This is a genomic window from Massilia sp. LMS1-1-1.1, assembly GCF_040815535.1.
Classification (GTDB): Bacteria; Pseudomonadota; Gammaproteobacteria; order Burkholderiales; family Burkholderiaceae_D; genus Janthinobacterium; species Janthinobacterium aestuarii.
Window position 1 is genome coordinate 1271349 of record NZ_JBFPNG010000001.1, and the last position, 16364, is coordinate 1287712.

The 16364-nt window shown below is 65.0% G+C and carries 14 protein-coding genes and 1 tRNA gene; 3 read left to right on the forward strand and 12 right to left on the reverse strand.

Annotated elements, in window-relative coordinates:
- Positions 1–115: 115 nt before the first annotated feature.
- The 4 genes from MRBLMS1_RS05905 to MRBLMS1_RS05920 form a co-directional block, all read right to left on the reverse strand.
- Positions 116–901: an OmpA family protein gene (locus MRBLMS1_RS05905; protein WP_485878339.1), complete on the reverse strand. Its 786-nt coding sequence runs from the start codon at positions 899–901 to the stop codon at positions 116–118.
- 9 nt (positions 902–910) lie between these two features.
- Positions 911–1891: a type VI secretion system-associated protein TagF gene (gene tagF, locus MRBLMS1_RS05910; RefSeq protein ID WP_485878340.1), complete on the reverse strand. Its 981-nt coding sequence runs from the start codon at positions 1889–1891 to the stop codon at positions 911–913.
- On the reverse strand, positions 1888–5706 hold the full coding sequence (gene tssM, locus MRBLMS1_RS05915) for a type VI secretion system membrane subunit TssM (protein ID WP_485878341.1): 3819 nt from the start codon (positions 5704–5706) through the stop codon (positions 1888–1890). The genes tagF and tssM overlap by 4 nt, the downstream gene beginning before the upstream one ends.
- Before the next feature lie 192 nt (positions 5707–5898).
- Positions 5899–6738: a M15 family metallopeptidase gene (locus MRBLMS1_RS05920; protein ID WP_485878343.1), complete on the reverse strand. Its 840-nt coding sequence runs from the start codon at positions 6736–6738 to the stop codon at positions 5899–5901.
- Positions 6739–6877: 139 nt separating this feature from the next.
- On the opposite strand from MRBLMS1_RS05920, the gene MRBLMS1_RS05925 reads away from it, so the two are divergent.
- Entirely contained in the window at positions 6878–7552 is a 675-nt protein-coding gene (locus tag MRBLMS1_RS05925; protein ID WP_456150533.1) for a hypothetical protein, read from the forward strand.
- Positions 7553–7566: 14 nt separating this feature from the next.
- Here the strand turns inward: MRBLMS1_RS05925 and MRBLMS1_RS05930 are convergent, their stop codons facing one another.
- A complete protein-coding gene (locus tag MRBLMS1_RS05930) occupies positions 7567–7944 on the reverse strand; it encodes a VOC family protein (RefSeq protein ID WP_456150534.1) in 378 nt (125 codons plus the stop codon).
- Complete coding sequence (locus tag MRBLMS1_RS05935) at positions 7941–8732, reverse strand: alpha/beta fold hydrolase (RefSeq protein ID WP_070302263.1); 792 nt, start codon at positions 8730–8732, stop codon at positions 7941–7943. The genes MRBLMS1_RS05930 and MRBLMS1_RS05935 overlap by 4 nt, the downstream gene beginning before the upstream one ends.
- Positions 8733–9071: 339 nt before the next feature.
- Between MRBLMS1_RS05935 and MRBLMS1_RS05940 the strand changes: the two genes are divergently transcribed.
- Positions 9072–9455, forward strand: coding sequence for a hypothetical protein (locus MRBLMS1_RS05940; protein WP_223278793.1), 384 nt, complete (start codon positions 9072–9074; stop codon positions 9453–9455).
- Between the two features lie 120 nt (positions 9456–9575).
- Here the strand turns inward: MRBLMS1_RS05940 and MRBLMS1_RS05945 are convergent.
- Positions 9576–9651 (reverse strand) — tRNA-Asn (locus tag MRBLMS1_RS05945).
- Positions 9652–9910: 259 nt separating this feature from the next.
- Between MRBLMS1_RS05945 and MRBLMS1_RS05950 the strand changes: the two genes are divergently transcribed.
- Positions 9911–10618, forward strand: a complete 708-nt coding sequence (locus tag MRBLMS1_RS05950; protein ID WP_070302264.1) for a GntR family transcriptional regulator — start codon at positions 9911–9913, stop codon at positions 10616–10618.
- An 81-nt stretch (positions 10619–10699) separates the two neighbouring features.
- Here MRBLMS1_RS05950 and MRBLMS1_RS05955 read toward each other — a convergent pair whose 3' ends face one another.
- The 5 genes from MRBLMS1_RS05955 to MRBLMS1_RS05975 all read right to left on the reverse strand — a co-directional run bounded on the left by MRBLMS1_RS05955 (position 10700) and on the right by MRBLMS1_RS05975 (position 16351).
- Entirely contained in the window at positions 10700–11998 is a 1299-nt protein-coding gene (locus MRBLMS1_RS05955; RefSeq protein ID WP_070302267.1) for an NCS2 family permease, read from the reverse strand.
- A 75-nt stretch (positions 11999–12073) separates the two neighbouring features.
- Positions 12074–12475 carry a GtrA family protein gene (locus MRBLMS1_RS05960; RefSeq protein ID WP_128142434.1) on the reverse strand — a complete coding sequence of 134 codons (402 nt, stop codon included), beginning with the start codon at positions 12473–12475 and terminating at the stop codon, positions 12074–12076.
- Positions 12476–12615: 140 nt separating this feature from the next.
- On the reverse strand, positions 12616–14076 hold the full coding sequence (locus tag MRBLMS1_RS05965) for a c-type cytochrome (RefSeq protein ID WP_485878347.1): 1461 nt from the start codon (positions 14074–14076) through the stop codon (positions 12616–12618).
- Positions 14073–15731 (reverse strand): GMC family oxidoreductase, encoded by a 1659-nt coding sequence (locus tag MRBLMS1_RS05970; protein ID WP_058051440.1) that lies wholly within the window; start codon positions 15729–15731, stop codon positions 14073–14075. The genes MRBLMS1_RS05965 and MRBLMS1_RS05970 overlap by 4 nt, the downstream gene beginning before the upstream one ends.
- Positions 15728–16351, reverse strand: a complete 624-nt coding sequence (locus tag MRBLMS1_RS05975; RefSeq protein ID WP_485878350.1) for a sugar dehydrogenase complex small subunit — start codon at positions 16349–16351, stop codon at positions 15728–15730. Before MRBLMS1_RS05975 ends, MRBLMS1_RS05970 begins: the two co-directional genes overlap by 4 nt.
- Positions 16352–16364 lie beyond the last annotated feature (13 nt).

Sequence of the window (16364 nt, forward strand, 5' to 3'; positions counted from 1 at the left end):
ACCTACTGCGCGTCGGTATAGGCGGCCTGCGATGCTCACCGTGCTCTAGCACGGTTGCGCTTCTCGACCGCCTCTCCCTTCCGCTCGCTACGGTTTTGTGAGGTGTCAACCCAATCTACTGCGCAATCCTGAACTCGATGCGCCGGTTCCGCGCCCGGCCATCGGCCGTGGCGTTGCTGGCCACGGGGCGGTCTGGTCCCTGGCCCGACACCAGCACGGAATCGGCCGCGACGCCCTTGCTGGCCAGGTAGGCGCGCACGACTTCGGCGCGCGCCTGGCTCAGGGCCACATTGCTGGCGCGCAGGCCCGTGTCGTCCGTGTGGCCGATCACCTCCACCTTGCGTCCGCGCAGCTTGAGCATGACGGCCGCCATCTCGTCGAGGATGGCCAGACCTGCCGGCGTGATGGTGGCCTTGCCGCTGTCGAATTCGATGATGCGTTTATCGAGCGCCGCATCGAGCAAGCCCTGCTCGGCCTCGGCCGCCTTGACCCGCAAGCCATTGTTGACGATGTAGGTGGGATTGAGGCTGGTGGCGATGTCGCTGGCGATCTGCTGGCGCTGCGCCTCGTTCGCCACTTCGCCGCGCACGCTGACGTTGTTGCCGTCGACGGTGATCTGCCCCCGTGAAATGAGCTTCAGGTTCGGCGCGATCAGCTTGTGCACGTAGGCGTTCCAGTTGGCCGGCACGGCCACGTTGCCGATGGCGATCTGGTCGACCACGCGCTCGGCGCCATACAGTTCGCGCAGGCGGGCCAGCACGGCCGCCTTGCCCGCCTCGTCGGCCAGGGTGCCCGTGACGAGGATCTGCCCCGGCATCGGCGTCTGGGGTGCTTGCGCTTGCGCCTGGACGCGGCAGGGAACGACCACGGCAAGCAGCAGGAAAATGGCATACGATTTCATCGCGGTCCTTCAGGCAAAGGTATCGGCAAACATGGCGCAGGCCGAGCGCAGCGACAGCTGCTCCTGCTGCAGGCAGGCGGAAAACTGGCGCAGCGCCGCGTCGTGTCCCAGCTGCTCCTCGACCCAGTCCAGCTGGTCGAACACGATCAGCCGTTCGCTGCCGGCCTGCGGGTCGATCAGCGCGCGCAAGCCATCCGGGTCGGCGCCGCAAAAACCGATCACCAGCACGGGCGCCTCGTCGAGGTGGGAAAAGAACAGCGCGAGTTCGAAATCGGCCAGACGCAGGAAAGGCGCGATCAGATGCAGCCAGAAGCTCGCCACCACGTCGCGCAGCTGCACGTCTTGCGGCAGCGGCAGCACCAGGCTTTTCTCCAGGCGCGGCAAGCCGCTCTGGCGCACCGGCCGCAGCAGCAGGCCCAGGCCCAGCAGCAATTCGCGCACCGTCACTGGGAAGGCGGGCGAAGCGAGCATCGCTTGCAGGCCATGCACGGTCTGCGCCTGCAAAAAGGCGGCCAGCCGCGCCGCATGGCCAGGCGCGGCCGGTTCGACTTCGACCACGTTGCCGGCCAGCGCCAGCAGGGCCGGCCCCGGCTCGGCGCTGGCCACGATGCCCTGCGACAGCTGCTCCACCCGCTGCCACAGGGGCGCCAGCGCCAGCGGGCTGCAAGCGACAAAGGCTTCGGCGTCATCGACTTCGAGGGCGCCCATGGCCATGAAGGGAAAGCGCCGCAGCGACTGGTCGTTGCTCGCTTCCAGGCGTCCGGCGATGGCGCGCCGGCTGCGCGTGCCGACGAAGGCAAAGCGCAGCGGCGGCAAGGCGTCGTAATTGAGCTTCCAGCGCGGTTCCACCGTCAGCGCGGTCATGACCTGCGCCAGCCAGTCGTCAAGCAGCTGCACCAGCGCGTGATTGTCGCAATCCTTGATGAAATCGCCGCGCGCGGGGATCTTGCCAAAGTAGCCGAGGCGCACCTGCTGCGCCGCGCGCATCATGGCGCCACCCCGGTCGCCGCAACTGCGGCGATGACTGGCACGGGAACGCCCGGCATGCCGACGATCGTCTCGGGCAGCTGCATGCCGCGAAAGCCCTGCTCCTGCACCGCCGTGGCAGATCCGGCGCCTGTCGTCTCGGCGCTGCTGGTGATTTTCAGGTCGACCGCCACGGCCACGTCGCCGCGCGTCCAGCGCAGTTCGAACACGCCGCCATCCTTGCGCTTCTTGGCCGCCGCATCGATCATGCGCTTCAAGCCGAATTGCCCCGGCTCGTTGAATAGTTCCACCGTGCGCCCGTCGAAGGTGACTGCCGTGATGCGCGCGCCTTGCTGGCCCGCCGCGCCTTGCGGCCCCGGATGGACCATGTTCGTCCACTGCGCCGGCGTATTACGATAGCGCAGCTGCTGGCCGTCGATTTCCACCGTGTATTCCAGGGTGCCGGGCGCGGGCGACGGCTGGATCTGGAACACGGTTTGCGCCGCCGTCGAGGTGGCCGCCACGCCGCCCGCACCCAGCGGCGCAATCCAGCCGGGAAAGCGCGCCACCACCTGCGGCGCCAGGCTGATGCCCATGTCGGCCCAGGTGCGCGGCGCCAGCACGTCGCCACGCCGCACCACCAAGGGGCCCATGGATGTGGTGACGAATTTCGCCACCAAGCCTTCCGGACCGAAGAACTGGCCGATCTCCAGGTTGCTCGCCTCGATGCGCGCCGTGGGCGCAAACGGATATTTGTTGGCCAGCGATTTCTGGAACGGTTCGTACACCTGCGCCGCCCAGGTCTTGTTGATATCGAGTTCGGCCGGCGTGACGATGACGGCAAAGGTCTGCATCAGCGGGCGCACGAGGATGGGGCGTATCGCCTGCTTCTGCGCGTCGCTCATCCCCGTGAGCACCTGCTCGTCGACCAGTTTGAGGGCGTCGGCCAGTTCGGAGCCGCTGCCCTCCAGGGTCTGCTGCATGAACTGGCGCGCGCCCGGCCCCGCGTCGCCCTGGTTCTTCAGCTGGTTCAAACGGCTGCGCAGTTTCGACAGCGCTTCCAGGTAGGCGCGCATCAGCGAGGCATTGTTGTCCCTGGCCGCCACCAGCTTGCCCACGCCGGCAAATTCGCGCCCCACGGGGCCCATCGGTTTATCCAGGCGGGCCGGGTCAATCTGCGCATTGAGGCCGGGATTGGCCGTCAGCTGCGACGGCGCGCGACGCAGCACGGTTTCCTTGAACCAGGCGATGATGCCCCGCTCGGCCTTGCGCAGTTGCGCATTTTGCAGGGCCGGGTTGTCCCACGAGGTTTCCTCGTAAATGGTCGTCAGCAGCTTGGCGATCGGCGACGACTGCGGATCGCCCAGGCGGTTCATTGCCTGCACGGCGCCGTCAAAACCTTTCAGGTCGGCGACGGCCACGCCCTGCACAAATTTTTGCCACTCGCGCGCGTAATCGGCCTTGTACATGGCCACCAGATTTTTCTCGATCTGCTCCGGACTGCCTTCCAGGGTCAGGTCGTCGGTGGAGGCGCTTTTCAGCACCCAGTCGGCGCTTTGCAGTTCGCGGTTGGCGGCGTCGCGAAACGCGCCCTCGACGAACTTTTCCCAGGCCTGGCGCGTAAAGGCGCCGGAGACGGCATAACTGCCCGCAAGCAGGGCCTGATCCTGCTCGCCGACGATGCGCGCCACCGTCATGCCGGGAAAACGCGTCGAGGCGCGTGCCTTGACGTCGGCATACACGCGCTCGCGCGCCGGCATGCCGCGCACGACGCGGCGCAGATTTTCGCGCGCCTGGTCGACCAGCGCCAGCTTCTGTTCGATGCGCGGCCAGGACGGGTCGCCGATCTGCGCCAGGTAAAACGTCAGCAGCCGTTCGGCGCTGCGTATCATCTGCTCGCGCGGCATGGCGCCCCGGTTACCCTCCAGCCAGCCGCGCCAGAAGCGCGTCATCTGGTCGTTCAGGTGGCTGCTTTCCGCATGCGTTTTGTCGGCCAGCATCAGATAGGTTTTCAACGCGTTGTAGGCGTCCTCCACATTCGTCGCGCTGGCCGCCTGGTACTGGACATTGCGCGGCGCGGCGGAAGGCGTTGCAGGAGCGGCCGGCGTCTGCGGCGTGCGCGCCGTGGGCTGCAGCTGGTCGGCGCTGGCATTCATCTCGAACAGCAAGGCTTCCAGCGCACCCGCCACGGGGGCCAGCATGACCTGGCGCGCGCCGGCAAAATACTCCTCGCGCAGCTTGCGTTCGAGCAGTTCACCCTGGTACAGGCCCAGACGCAAGGACCACGGCCGTTGCGTGCGGTACGCTTCCAGCTGCTCGATGCGGTCTTGCAATATCTCGAGCGCTTCCAGACGCGACTGCAAGTCCAGGCGCCGCTCCTGCAACTTGACCACTTTATTTAAATCGGCCTCGACATTGGCCACCAGTTGCCGGTTGCCCAGGTAGGACCAGCTCCAGCCGCCCAGGCAGGCGCCCAGCGACACCGTGGCGGCGAAGAACACGGCATATTTGAAGCGCAGCTTGGCCCGGTTGGCATAGTTGGCCACCAGGTGCTTGTCGGCAAAAATCACCTTGCGAAACAGCTCCAGCAGGAAATAGCCATGCTGGCGCGCACCGGACGGCGCGGCAGCCGGGGCAGGCGCGAAGGCCAGGTCGAAGCGGCGCGCCACCTGCTGCGAGGAAGCGCTGACGGGCTCGCCCTCCTGCAGCGCGCTGGTGAAATAGAAGCCGCGGAACACGGGCTGGAACTGGAACGGGTTTTCCTCGAACAGGGTAGCGATGAAGGCGCGCAGGGCCGGCTTGATGGCGGCAAATTCCAGCGGAAAGGTGAATACGCCGGGCGCCATCGTCTTGCGTTGCCGGTGCGCCATGTTGGCCAGGCTCAGCTCCGTCAAGCCATCGTGCAATTCATCGAAGCTCTGGTCGAAAAACGCCAGCAAGTCGGCCGTGGGCAACTTGCGCTGGTAGGGCATGGTGGCGCCCCATACGCGCTCGCGCTCGCTGCGCTCGGCATCGGCGAAAAACTCCGTGAAGCCGGCGATCAGGTCCGCTTTGGTAAACACGATGTACAGGGGTGCAAACACTTCCAGGCGTTCGATGACGTCCTGCACGCGCTTGCGCAGGCTGCGCGCCAGTTGCATGCCGACATCAGGATCGCCGCCCAGCTCGGCGATGCTGACGGCGATGAGGATGCCGTTGATGGGCGCCTTGCGCCGGTATTTTTTCAGCAGGTCGAGAAAGCCGAACCACTCGCCGCGGTGCTCGTCGACGACGGAGTAGCGCCCCGCCGTGTCGAGCACGATGCCGTCCGTCGTGAAAAACCAGTCGCAGTTGCGCGTGCCGCCCACGCCTTGCACGATCTTGCCGTCGGCGAAGGGGAATTGCAGGCCCGAATGCAGGATGGCGCTGCTCTTGCCGGCCGCCGGATTGCCGATGATCATGTACCACGGCAATTCGTACAGGGCGGCGGCGCCCGACTTGAGGCCCAGCTTGGACGTCTTGATGGTCTCGATGGCAGCCAGCATGCCCGTACGCACGGCGTCAAGTTCGCCCTGTTGGGTGTTGCTGGTCGTTGAGGACGAGGCCGCCTGCGCGGCGGCGATCTCGGCCTCGTTGAGGATGGCCTGGCCCAGCGCCTGGGCATCGCGCCGCGCACGGCGCCGGCGCCACAGCCACAGGCCCAGCCAGGTGGCAAAAGCCAGCAGCAGCAAGACCAGGGCCCAGATCAGCGCCACTTCCAGCACCTCGGCGCCCAGGTACAGGAACACGGCCAGCGCCACGAAGCCGAGGATGGTCAGTTGGCGGCTGTCGGTGAGGAAATGCCAGATTCGTCGCAGCATGATAGGCCCAGGGTGAGGTCGCAAAGCAAGGCGGATTCGGCCATGCTGACAGCAATGGGGCGCGCCTTTGTTGACATACGACAAGTCCCGGGCGCCAGCGCGGCAGGCCCCGGCAGGCCATTGATGCTACGCAAGCAAACTTGCAGCTGTGATATTCGGGGCGATGCGCGGCGCTAGAATGGCTGGCGCGGCTTACTTGCCCAGCACGCGCGGTTGCGGCAATTCCGTGTGGCCAAAATCCATCATGGTCCAGCGTCCGCCCCAGCGCAGGCCCACCGATTCGGCCGTCACGCCATATAAACGGTAGCCGCGCATGGCCCAGGCATTTTTTTCAGAAATGATGAGCTTTCCTTCATGCATGAATGCGCAATCGGCCGCCAAGCCATACTGGTGATAGCTTTGAAACGCCTTCGCGTTCGTCACGTTCGGGCCGGCCGCCGCCAATTGATCCTGGCGCGCGGGGCTGCGATAGCCTTCCAGCAAGACCATGTCATAGCCATGCACGTCCTTCATGATCTTGAAGACCAGCAGCAGACGCTGCGCGAAATCGTGGTCGAGCAATTGCCAGTTGCGGCTGGCGCCGCCCAGCAGAGGGCGCAGCTGCGTTACTTCCGCCGTGGAAAACAGCAGCGGCGGCAAGGTCGGTGGCGGCACCAGCTGCTCGCCCTTCAGCAAGTCGCTGACCTGGTCATTGATGACGTGTTGCTGGTCGGCATAGCCGCGCAGGGTGATGCGGTCGCTGGACAGCCAGGCCAGCAGCGGCGGCACGATGACCAGCACGCTGCCTGCCAGGCTCAGCCAGCGATGCCGCCACAGCAGTTGCCAGACGCGCGCCATGCCCGAGCCCGTGTGTTGCTGCACGCGCTGCCACTGCGCGCCGCCGCCCCGCTGCAACCCCTGCGCACGCCGCTGCATGCGCCAGCCCAGGTTGACGAGCGTGTGCAGCACGATGGCGCGGCCGCCGGGAAACAGCAGCAGCCAGCAGGCAAAACAGGCAAGCAGAAAATACATCAGGACCAGGGCGACGAACATGGGGCGCTCCGTGACGGGAATCGGCGGGGCCGGGCAATCCATTGCTCGGCGGTATCGCTAGATCGTAGGCGTGCGCGGCCCGCATGAGCGCGGTTTACATCAAGGTCAGTCGAATTTGATCCACTGCGGAGGTGATATTTTGTCTTTACTGAAAACCGGGGATGGCCAGGCGCGCGGTCCTGACCTGCTGAGCAAGGCCGGCGCGGCTGGTGCGCGCATCGAAGGCAAGGGCATCCTGTCGCAGCTCGAACACGGCGCCGCCGCGCCTGTGGCCATGCCGGCCATGCGCTGGCGCCCCGGCTGGCGGCACGGAGCCGCTGGCGCGCTATGCCTGGCGGTGCTGATCACGGCCGTGCTCGCCTACGACACGGACGCCCCGCCACTGCCGCCGGCGCCTGCCATTGCCATGGCGGCACCCGCAATACCAGCGCCAACGGTGCTGCAACAGGCGGCCTCCCCGCCGCAGGCCGCCACTATCGTCAATACGGCGGGACCGCCCTTGCCCGAGGTGGCAGCCTCGAGTGCGCCACGCAAGGTGCTAGCGCCCATGCGCCAGGCGGCCGCCCGTCCACAAGGCGCGAAGCCGGCTGCCGCGCCCGGCGACAGCGACGTCGCCTTGCTGACGGCGATGGTGGCCCATGCGCACCGGCAGGCAGGCACGGCGGTACCCGCGCGCGACGTGGTGCTGCGCAAACAGGAAGAAGAAACGGCGGAACTGTTGCAGCGCTGTCAGCAGCTGGGCCTGATCGAAGGCATGCTGTGCCGTTCGCGCATCTGCTCGGGCCGCTGGGACAGCGATCCCGCCTGCCATTGAGTGCCCGGCAAACCTCAGGCGCGCTCGGACACTTCGATCAGGTTGCGGTCCGGGTCGCGCAGATACACGGAGCGGATGGGCCAGTTGGCGCCCGTGCGGGCCACCGGACCTTCCTCGATGGCAATACCCAGCGCCGCCAAATGGGCGATGAACACGTCGAGCGGGACGGCGGCGATGAAGCACAGGTCCAGCGAACCGGGCGTGGGCAAATCCGCCTTGGGCAGGAATTCCTTGCCGGCCTCATGCAGATTGATTTTTTGCGCGCCAAACTTGAAGGCATGGCGGCCGGTGCCAAACGTTTCGAGCCGCATGCCCAGCACGCGCGTATAAAAATCGATGCAGGCCGCCTTGTCGCGGGTGGTCAATACCAGGTGGTCGAGGTGGCCTATCATGCGTGTCTCGGGTGAGTGGCCGCGTCCATGCGGCCCTGCAAAAAACCTTCCATCAGCGCCAGCAATGCCTGCGGCTGCTCCTGGTGCGGCGTATGGCCGCACTGCTCGACCATGGCGGGCATGGCGTTGAGCGCCTGCGCCACGATGGTGTCGACCTGGGCCGCGCTGCCGTACTGGTCTTCGCTGCCCTGCACCACCAGCGCCGGGCATTCGACGGAGGGCAGCAGATACTCGATGTTCCAGAACTGGAAGCCATAGCTGAGCCAGGTGTCCGACCAGGCCTTGAAAATCGTTTCCGTCTTGTCGCCATGGTATTTCGCCAGCGCGCGCAGCTTGCCCGCGCCGAATGCCGCGTCCGCCTCGCGTATGCCATCGAGCGTGATGCCTTCGACAAACACATGCGCCGCCTCGGTGATGATCCCGCGCAAGCGCGGCGGCTGCTGCGCCGCATAGATCAGGGCGATGCTGCCGCCATCGGAGTGGCCGACGAGAAAATGGTCCTGTCCCGGCAGCAGTGCCGCCAGCACTTGCGGCAGCTCGCACAGCGCGTAGTCGTGCAAATAATGGAGCTGGCGGCGCGCCGCCAGCGGCGACGACTGCCCATAGCCGTGGCGGTCGTACAGCAAGCCGCGGCATCCCGTCGCCTGGCATAGCTGCGCGGGAAAATCTTTCCACATCGCACAGCAGCCGAGCCCCTCATGCAGGAATACCAGGCAGGGCTTGGCGGGGTCGCCTTCGATCAGTTCGTAATAGATATCGGTTTCGGCACTCAGGTTCAATATCGGCATGGGCTAGGCTCGCAACGGGTTCCGTATCGGCAGGTCGGCTGGGCCTATTGTGCCATTGTCCTGCACGGCACGCGTGGCGCCCCGTAAAAATAGCCTGCTGGAAAAGTTCTTGCCGCTTGCCTGCAAGGTGTTTGCGCCAGCACAAGCGAGCGCCGCTTTTCCAGCGGCCCAGCGCGCTTTCTACCCCTATGTATGCCTAGAATGAATTACTCCAACAGCATGGAGCAGGCGGCTACCTTATCAGCCCGGACGTGACACTGGCCGTCACGGCAACACAGATAGGGCGTCTTGCCGCACAACGACAGGCGCGGTGTCCAAACTATCGATGAGGAGTACATCATGGAAATGAAAGTAGAAAATCACACGGGCAGCAACCTGGCCCCGGAAACCACCGACCTGCCGCTGGAGCAGGACGGCCAGGCCTCGCAAGACGCGGCCGCACAGGACCTGAACCTGAGCGCCGCCGCCTTCACCACCTACTACACGTGGACAGCCAATGGCGTGCATCCTTCGGTCAACTTCGCCAACGCCAACGTGAAGGCCAATTCGCGCGTATTGCTCAACATCAGCGAATATGGCGCCACTCCCCAGAACCGCTTCATCGGCTCAGCCCGTATGGCCGTGTACAACATCGCGCCATATAACGGCGGCTTCCGTGCCTGGGTGGATATCTCGTGGGGCAGCCCGCTCAAGGTGCGTTTCGACGTGTTTGTGGATCCCTGATCAGGGAACACCGCGCACGCCGTTGATGCGCTGAAGCGATAACTAGCGTGAACGGGAAACCGTGTGCGCATGACAAAAAAGGCCACGTGTTGCCACGTGGCCTTTTGCTGCTGCTTGTTCTGGCTCCCCGACCTGGACTCGAACCAGGGACCTGCGGATTAACAGTCCGTCGCTCTACCAACTGAGCTATCAGGGAAAGGAGGCCGAATTATATACGTCAAAATTTCTCATGTCCAGTTGTTGCTGCATGGCCAGCAAAACTGGCCGCCAGGGAGCAAGCCTCGCCTGCTGGCTGCGCCCGTCTGCGCGGCGCTACGCAAGATAGTAGAATAGCCAGGCCTTGCCGACACGCAAGGCGCACAACGGCATGCCGGCAGCGGAGCGTCGACCACGCCCCCGCGCAGACATGCGCTTGCAAGGCGCACCTTGCCCCTGGCTTACTGCTCTCACCCGACATGACAGAATCAAGCGCAACACTGGTGGACAATCCCGGCAGCGGCGACAGCTCGGCGGACATTGCCGCGCATATGGCCGCCGCCATCGTGGCACGCCAATTGCCGCCCGGCACGCGGCTGCGCGAAGAGGCGCTGTGCCGGCTGTACGGCGTCAGCCGCACCAAGATCCGCGCCGCCCTGCTCATCCTCTCGAAAGACAAACTGATCCGCATGGTGCCCGACAAGGGCGCCTTCGTCAGCCAGCCGACCGAAGCGGAGGCGCGCGACATCTTTGCCGCGCGGCGCATCATCGAGGCGGCACTGGCGCGCGAATTCGTTGCGCGGGCCAAGCCTGCCGACTACAGGATGCTCGAGCGCCATCTGAAAGCGGAACGCCAGGCGCTGGCCCAGGCGACGCCGCTGCGCTCGCAACTGCTGGGCGACTTCCACGTCTTGCTGGCCGATATCGCCGGCAACGCCGTGCTGCGCGACATCGTGCGCGAACTGGTGGGCCGCAGTTCGCTCATCACCATGCTGTACCAGTCGGGCCATGATGCCGCCTGCTCGTGCGACGAGCACGGCCGCTTTCTCGAGGCGGCGCGCAGCGGCGACGCGGACCTGGCGGCGCGCCTGATGGTCGAGCACCTGGCGCACGTGGAAGCGGCCCTGCGCTTCGACGGCAGCGCCGGCGAGGCCAAAAAAGACCTGGTGGCGGCGCTGCTGATGTAGGCCGCACTATCAAAAAAGGCCGCCGATGCGGATGCACGGGCGGCCCTGTCATTGCGGCGGCAAACCCGCTATTCGCCCACGCTATTCGCCCAGGTAGATAAACTTGAACAGGAAGATGGCGGCGATGATGTAGGCCACCACGGACACCTGCTTGCCCTTGCCCGTCAGCAGTTTCAATACGGCATAGGTGATGAAGCCGAAGGCGACGCCGCTGGCCACGGAATACGTAAATGGCATCATCAGCGCCGTGATGGCGGCGGGAATGCTTTCCGTGCTGTCATCCCAGTCGATGAAGGTCAGTTCGCGCAGCATCAAACAAGCCACGTACAGCAACGCGGGCGCCGTCGCGTACGGCGGCACCGTGTGCGCCAGCGGGGCGAAGAACAGGCTGCCCAGGAACAGCAGCGCAACAGCCACGGCCGTCAAGCCCGTGCGTCCGCCCGCTTGCACGCCGGCCGCGCTTTCCACGAAGGCCGTCGTGCTCGACGTGCCCAGGCAGGCGCCGGCGGCGATCGCCGTGCTGTCGGCCAGCAAGGCCTTGTTCATGCGTTCCATCTTGCCATCTTTCAGCAGACCGGCACGGTTGGCCACGCCCATCAGGGTACCCGTCGCATCGAACAGTTCGACCAGGAAAAACACCAGCACCACGTTGACGATGCCGATCGACAGCGCGCCCATGATGTCGAGCTTGAACAAGGTCGGCTCGATGGCCGGTGGCGCCGAGACGATGCCGTTGAACTGGTTGCCGCCAAAGAAGAAACTGGCAATCGTGATGGCGAGGATGCCGATCAGGATGGCGCCCGGCACTTTCAGGCGGTCCAGCGCGACGATGATGAAAAAGCCAAGGATGGCCAGGATGGGCGCCGCCTGGTGCAAATCACCCAGCGCGATGATGGTGGCCGGGTTCGACACCACCACGCCCGCGCTTTTCAGGGAAATGATGGCCAGGAACAAGCCGATACCGACCGTGATCGCCGTGCGCAGCGCGGGCGGGATGCTGTTGATGATCATCTCGCGCACCTTGAACAGGCTCACCAGGATGAACAGGCAGCCGGAAATGAAGACGGCGCCCAGCGCCACTTCCCAGCTCATGCCCATGCCCTTGACCACCGTGTACGAGAAATACGCGTTCAAACCCATGCCCGGCGCCAGCGCGATCGGGTAGTTCGCGTACAGGCCCATGATCAGGGTGCCGATGGCGGCCGCCAGGCAGGTGGCGACAAAGACGGAGTCTTTCGGCATGCCCGCGTCGCCGAGGATGGACGGGTTGACGAAGATGATGTAGGCCATCGTCAGGAACGTGGTCAGGCCGGCCAGCAGCTCCGTGCGCACATTGGTCCCGTTGTCCTTCAGTTTGAAATAGCGTTCCAGGAACTGCATGATTAACCCCTTGTTTTGGTAAAACCGCGCGCCTGGTCTTGGCCAAGACGCATCTTTTCTTCTTGCAATAGCTAGTTACTTGGTCGCTGCGCCGGCCGGCTTGAAGGCCCACCAGCGGCTGCCCGCGAAATTCCAGACCAGCCCGATGCCCGTCGCCAGTACCTGCGCCAGCCAGTAATACCAGCCCAGCTGGTGCACCAGCAGCCACATCAGGCCCGTATTGATGCACCAGCCTATGCCCAGCAAAGTGAAATATTTGCTGGCCGCCTCGCCATGGCCCTTGTCGCTTTTAAACGTGAAAAAGTAATTGAGAATGTAGTTGACGACGGAACCGAGGATGTAGCCGATGCCGGACGCGGCGGCGGCGCTGATGCCGGCCCATTCCACGCCGCCCCACAGCACGCTGTATTGCACGGCCGTGCCGGAAGCGCCGACAGCGGCGAAACGTAGAAATTGGTGATGCAGGGAATGGGACATTGTCACTTTTCAAATATGGCGAACACTCTCGCCAGGATCGGGCCAGAATAAAAAATGGCTACGATTGCTCGTAACCATTTTTCAGCCTGCATTTTACTGCAAGTTGCGCCCAACGTTCATATTCGCCGCCGTTTCGACACTTATTCCTTGCGTTGGCGGCGCCGGCGCAGCCATACAAACAGCGCGATCAGTAGCAGGATGCCAACGATGCCGCCCGGCAGCATGAACGGTTGCGCCCGCGCCAGCACGGGTTTCTCGCCACCGCTGCGCGCCTGCGCCACGTAGGCAGGCGTGACGGACACGTCCGGGTTGCCATACTGCTTCAGCACGTAATTGGCAATCGACGCAATCTGCTCGTCCGTCAACGGCTGCACGTAGGAGCGCAGGTCGAAACGGGGCATGAATGCTTCGTGCTCTTCCCCTTCGATCTTGCGCTCGACGCCAAACAAGATGGCCGAGACCAGGTTGGCCGGGGTGTTGCCGCCCGTCGCCGTATTGTTGAACAGCGCTGGATAGCTTTGTCCCGTGCTGCCGGCGCCGCTGGCCGAGTGGCAGCTGGCGCAGTAGCCGGAAAACAGCACGGCGCCGCTATTGAGCGAATGATGCTCGGTGGAAGCGGCCATACCGCGCAGCAGTGGTTCTTCGCTGGCGGCGCTGCCATGACTGAAGGCGGCCTTGGTCTGGCCCGGCGCGCGCACGGGCGGCACCGTGCGCAACCACGCGACGATGGCGGCCACGTCGTCGTCGCGCAAAAATTGCAGGCTGTTCTGGATGGCTTCGGCCATGCCGCCCGCCGCCTGCCCCTTGCCTTCCACGTGGCCCGTCTTCAGGTAGGCCGTGAGTTCCGCATCCGTCCACGCACCGATGCCGCTGACCTTGTCGGACGTGATGTTCGGTGCATGCCAGGAACCGAGCGAGGCGCCGGCCAGGGTCTGGCTGCCGATTTCCGCCATCAGCGCATTGCGCGGCGTATGGCAGGCGCTGCAGTGCGCCAGGCCTTCGGCCAGGTAGGCGCCGCGGTTGATCTGCGCGCTCTTCGTTGCGTCCGGCACGAAGCGCTTATTGTCGAGGAACAAGGTATTCCAGCCCAGCATCGACAGGCGCACATTGAACGGGAATGGCAATGCCGTCTGGCGCGCCGGCTCGTCGACGGGCTTGACGGCCTGCATGAAGTAGTAATACAGGTCGCCCACGTCCGCATCCGTCAGCTGCGCATAGCTGGTGTAGGGCATGGCTGGATACAGGTGGCTGCCATCGGCGCGCACGCCTTCGCGCAGGGCGCGCGCAAAGTCGGCTTCCGTGTAGTGGCCGATGCCGCCTTTTTTCGACGGCGTGATATTCGTTGCGTAGATCGTGCCCAGCGGCGAGTCGATGGCATAGCCGCCCGCATACGGCTTGCCGCCCGCTGCCGTATGGCACGCCATGCAGTCGGCGGCGATGGCCAGGTAGCGGCCTCGCTCCAGGCGCGCATCGGGCTTGGCGGCGGCAGGCACGGCCGGACGGTCCGGCGTCAGGGTGACGGGCGGCGCCGGTGGCGCCGCGTGCGCGGCCAGCGGCAAGCTGGCCACCAAAGTCAGACTCAGCAATAAACGGCGCATCATGCAGCCTCCCTTGCCAGGGTGCGGGCGATGTCGTCGGCAGCGCGCAAACCGAGCGCGGCCATGCTGAGGGTGGTGTTGACGACGCTGGCCGACGGCATGGCGCCGCCGCCCGGCAGCCACAGGTTGGCGTGGTCGTGGGCGCGGCAATTGCCGTCGACCACGGAGTCAAGACGATTCGAACCCATGATGACGCCGCCCATGATGTGGTTATTCGCGTTCAGGCTGTCGGTGATATGGAATTCCACGGCGCCGAACAGCTTGCCGATGTGCTTGAGCTGCGCATGCGCGGCCTTCGCGCCATCGCGCACGTAGTCGCCCACGTCATAGTAAATGTCGGGGCAGGCCAGGCCCAGCGGGTCCTTGCGCGTCTTGCTCAGGGTCAGGCGGTTATGCGCTTCGGGCAGCGGTTCCAGGCTGATCGACAAGTCCACGCCAAACGCGGCGCGGCGGCGGATCTCGTCGTCGAGGTCCTTGCCCACCAGGCCCAGCTTCAAGGACTGCTGCGTAGCGGGTCCGACACGCGTGATGTTATTGAGGATCATCTTGTTGGCCGAATATTGCGCACGGAAGGCGCCGTCGCGCGGGCCCACCAGGCAGCTGCTTTGCGCGGGGCCACGGCCCGTCCAGATCGGTTCATTGGCGAGGAAGGTACAGTGGAAACCCGAATGGTCCATCATGTTGCGGCCCACCTGGTCAGAACTGTTGGCGATGCCGTTCGGATTGTTTTGATTTGCCGCCAGCAGCAGCAAACGCGGCGTTTCGATGCCGTTGCAGGCAATCACGAAAGCCTTGCCCGTCGCCATGTGCGACTGTTTCTTGGCGTCATACCAGTGCACGGCCGTCACTCTGTTGTTGTGGTCCGTATCGATACGGTAGACGACGGCCTCGGCCAGCACGCCAGCGCCCTTCAGCTCGGCCCGCTCCACGTGGTGGATGCCGTTGTACATGGCGCCGATGGGGCAGATCGGCTGGCAATTGTTATTGCCGCAGCAGGTCGGACGGCCTTGCCATGGGCGCGTCGAGCGGCCTTGCGGAATCGGCACGGAACGGTAGCCGTGCGGGTTGACCACTTCGGCGAAGCGCTTGTCGCCATAGCCCCAGGGCACCATGTCCATCGGGTACGGTGCGCTGCGCTCGCTCGGCGACTGCAGGGCCGGATCGTTGGGGCCGGCCACGCCCATTTCCTGCTCGGCGCGGCAATAGTACGGTTCCAGTTCATCGTAGGAAATGGCCCAGTCGCGCCCTACCCCGTAATCGCTTTTCATGCGCATGTCGGACGGCAAGTGGCGCCAGCACGACGCGGCCCAGTGCCAGGTCGTGCCGCCCACCGTGCGCAGATAGCCCTGCTGGAAACTGCTGCCGTTGGGACCGGATACTTCCACATAGTTATTCTTCGGGAAATACAGCGGTGCGGGCGCGTTTTCCGCTTGCGGATACAGGCCCTGGAAGTCGGAACCGACGCGGTTTTCGAAGGGCATGTTGCGCCAGTTTTCCACGGCTTGACCACGCTCGATGCGCAGGCCCGCTTCCAGCATGATCACGGAGTGACCCTGCGCGGCCAGCTGGTCGGCCATCATGGCGCCGACGACGCCCGTGCCGACTATGACGACATCGGCGACGACGTCGCCATTACTCTTGAATTGGGGTGATTTCATTTTGCTTGCTTGCCTTTCGGTTCAGGGGTGCCGGTGGTGGCCGGCGCGGGCACGGGTTTCGGTTCCACGGGTGCGGAAACGCGCACGGCCGGCGGCGCCTTCAGCCACCACAGGGGACCGTAATTGCAGTAAGTCGGCACGACCTGGCCATCGGCCACCGTGCGGTACATCAAGGCCTCGGCGTAGGCGACGACGATGGATTTCGTGCCCTGCGCCGCGTTGCCGGCAACAGTGCCCGTGTACCAGGCGGCGACGATGGCCAGCGCCAGCTCGCGCAGCCCCGCATCGGCTGCGGTGGCGGCCGCCAGCAAGGTCTTCGCTTCCTGGCCCGTGACGAGCAGCGCGCCCAGTTGCGGCAAGCGCTCGGCGAAGCCGGGCACGTTCGTGCGCATGGCTTGCTCGATGCGCGCCGCCGTCGCGGCGGACAGATCGCGGTGGCCCGTGATCGTTTGCGACAGGGTGTAGAACAGCATGGTGGCGGGCGCCAGGCCGGCAGCCGGCGCGCTGGCCGGCGCCTGCATGGCGGCGGACAGGGGATTGCTCCAGAAACCGGCTTGCGCCAGCAAGGCGGCCAGGCCGATCAGGGCGTGACGGCGGCTGATGCGGGGAAGGGATGACACGGATGTTGCAGAT

Excerpts from the sequence above, each read along its gene's own strand:
- MRBLMS1_RS05960 (WP_128142434.1), bottom strand. The coding sequence starts at position 12,475 with ATGTCCCATTCCCTGCATCACCAATTTCTACGTTTCGCCGCTGTCGGC.
- tagF (WP_485878340.1), bottom strand. The coding sequence starts at position 1,891 with ATGATGCGCGCGGCGCAGCAGGTGCGCCTCGGCTACTTTGGCAAGATC.
- MRBLMS1_RS05970 (WP_058051440.1), bottom strand. The coding sequence starts at position 15,731 with ATGAAATCACCCCAATTCAAGAGTAATGGCGACGTCGTCGCCGATGTC.
- MRBLMS1_RS05950 (WP_070302264.1), top strand. The coding sequence starts at position 9,911 with ATGACAGAATCAAGCGCAACACTGGTGGACAATCCCGGCAGCGGCGAC.
- MRBLMS1_RS05965 (WP_485878347.1), bottom strand. The coding sequence starts at position 14,076 with ATGATGCGCCGTTTATTGCTGAGTCTGACTTTGGTGGCCAGCTTGCCG.
- MRBLMS1_RS05920 (WP_485878343.1), bottom strand. The coding sequence starts at position 6,738 with ATGTTCGTCGCCCTGGTCCTGATGTATTTTCTGCTTGCCTGTTTTGCC.
- tssM (WP_485878341.1), bottom strand. The coding sequence starts at position 5,706 with ATGCTGCGACGAATCTGGCATTTCCTCACCGACAGCCGCCAACTGACC.
- MRBLMS1_RS05905 (WP_485878339.1), bottom strand. The coding sequence starts at position 901 with ATGAAATCGTATGCCATTTTCCTGCTGCTTGCCGTGGTCGTTCCCTGC.
- MRBLMS1_RS05940 (WP_223278793.1), top strand. The coding sequence starts at position 9,072 with ATGGAAATGAAAGTAGAAAATCACACGGGCAGCAACCTGGCCCCGGAA.
- MRBLMS1_RS05935 (WP_070302263.1), bottom strand. The coding sequence starts at position 8,732 with ATGCCGATATTGAACCTGAGTGCCGAAACCGATATCTATTACGAACTG.
- MRBLMS1_RS05955 (WP_070302267.1), bottom strand. The coding sequence starts at position 11,998 with ATGCAGTTCCTGGAACGCTATTTCAAACTGAAGGACAACGGGACCAAT.
- MRBLMS1_RS05930 (WP_456150534.1), bottom strand. The coding sequence starts at position 7,944 with ATGATAGGCCACCTCGACCACCTGGTATTGACCACCCGCGACAAGGCG.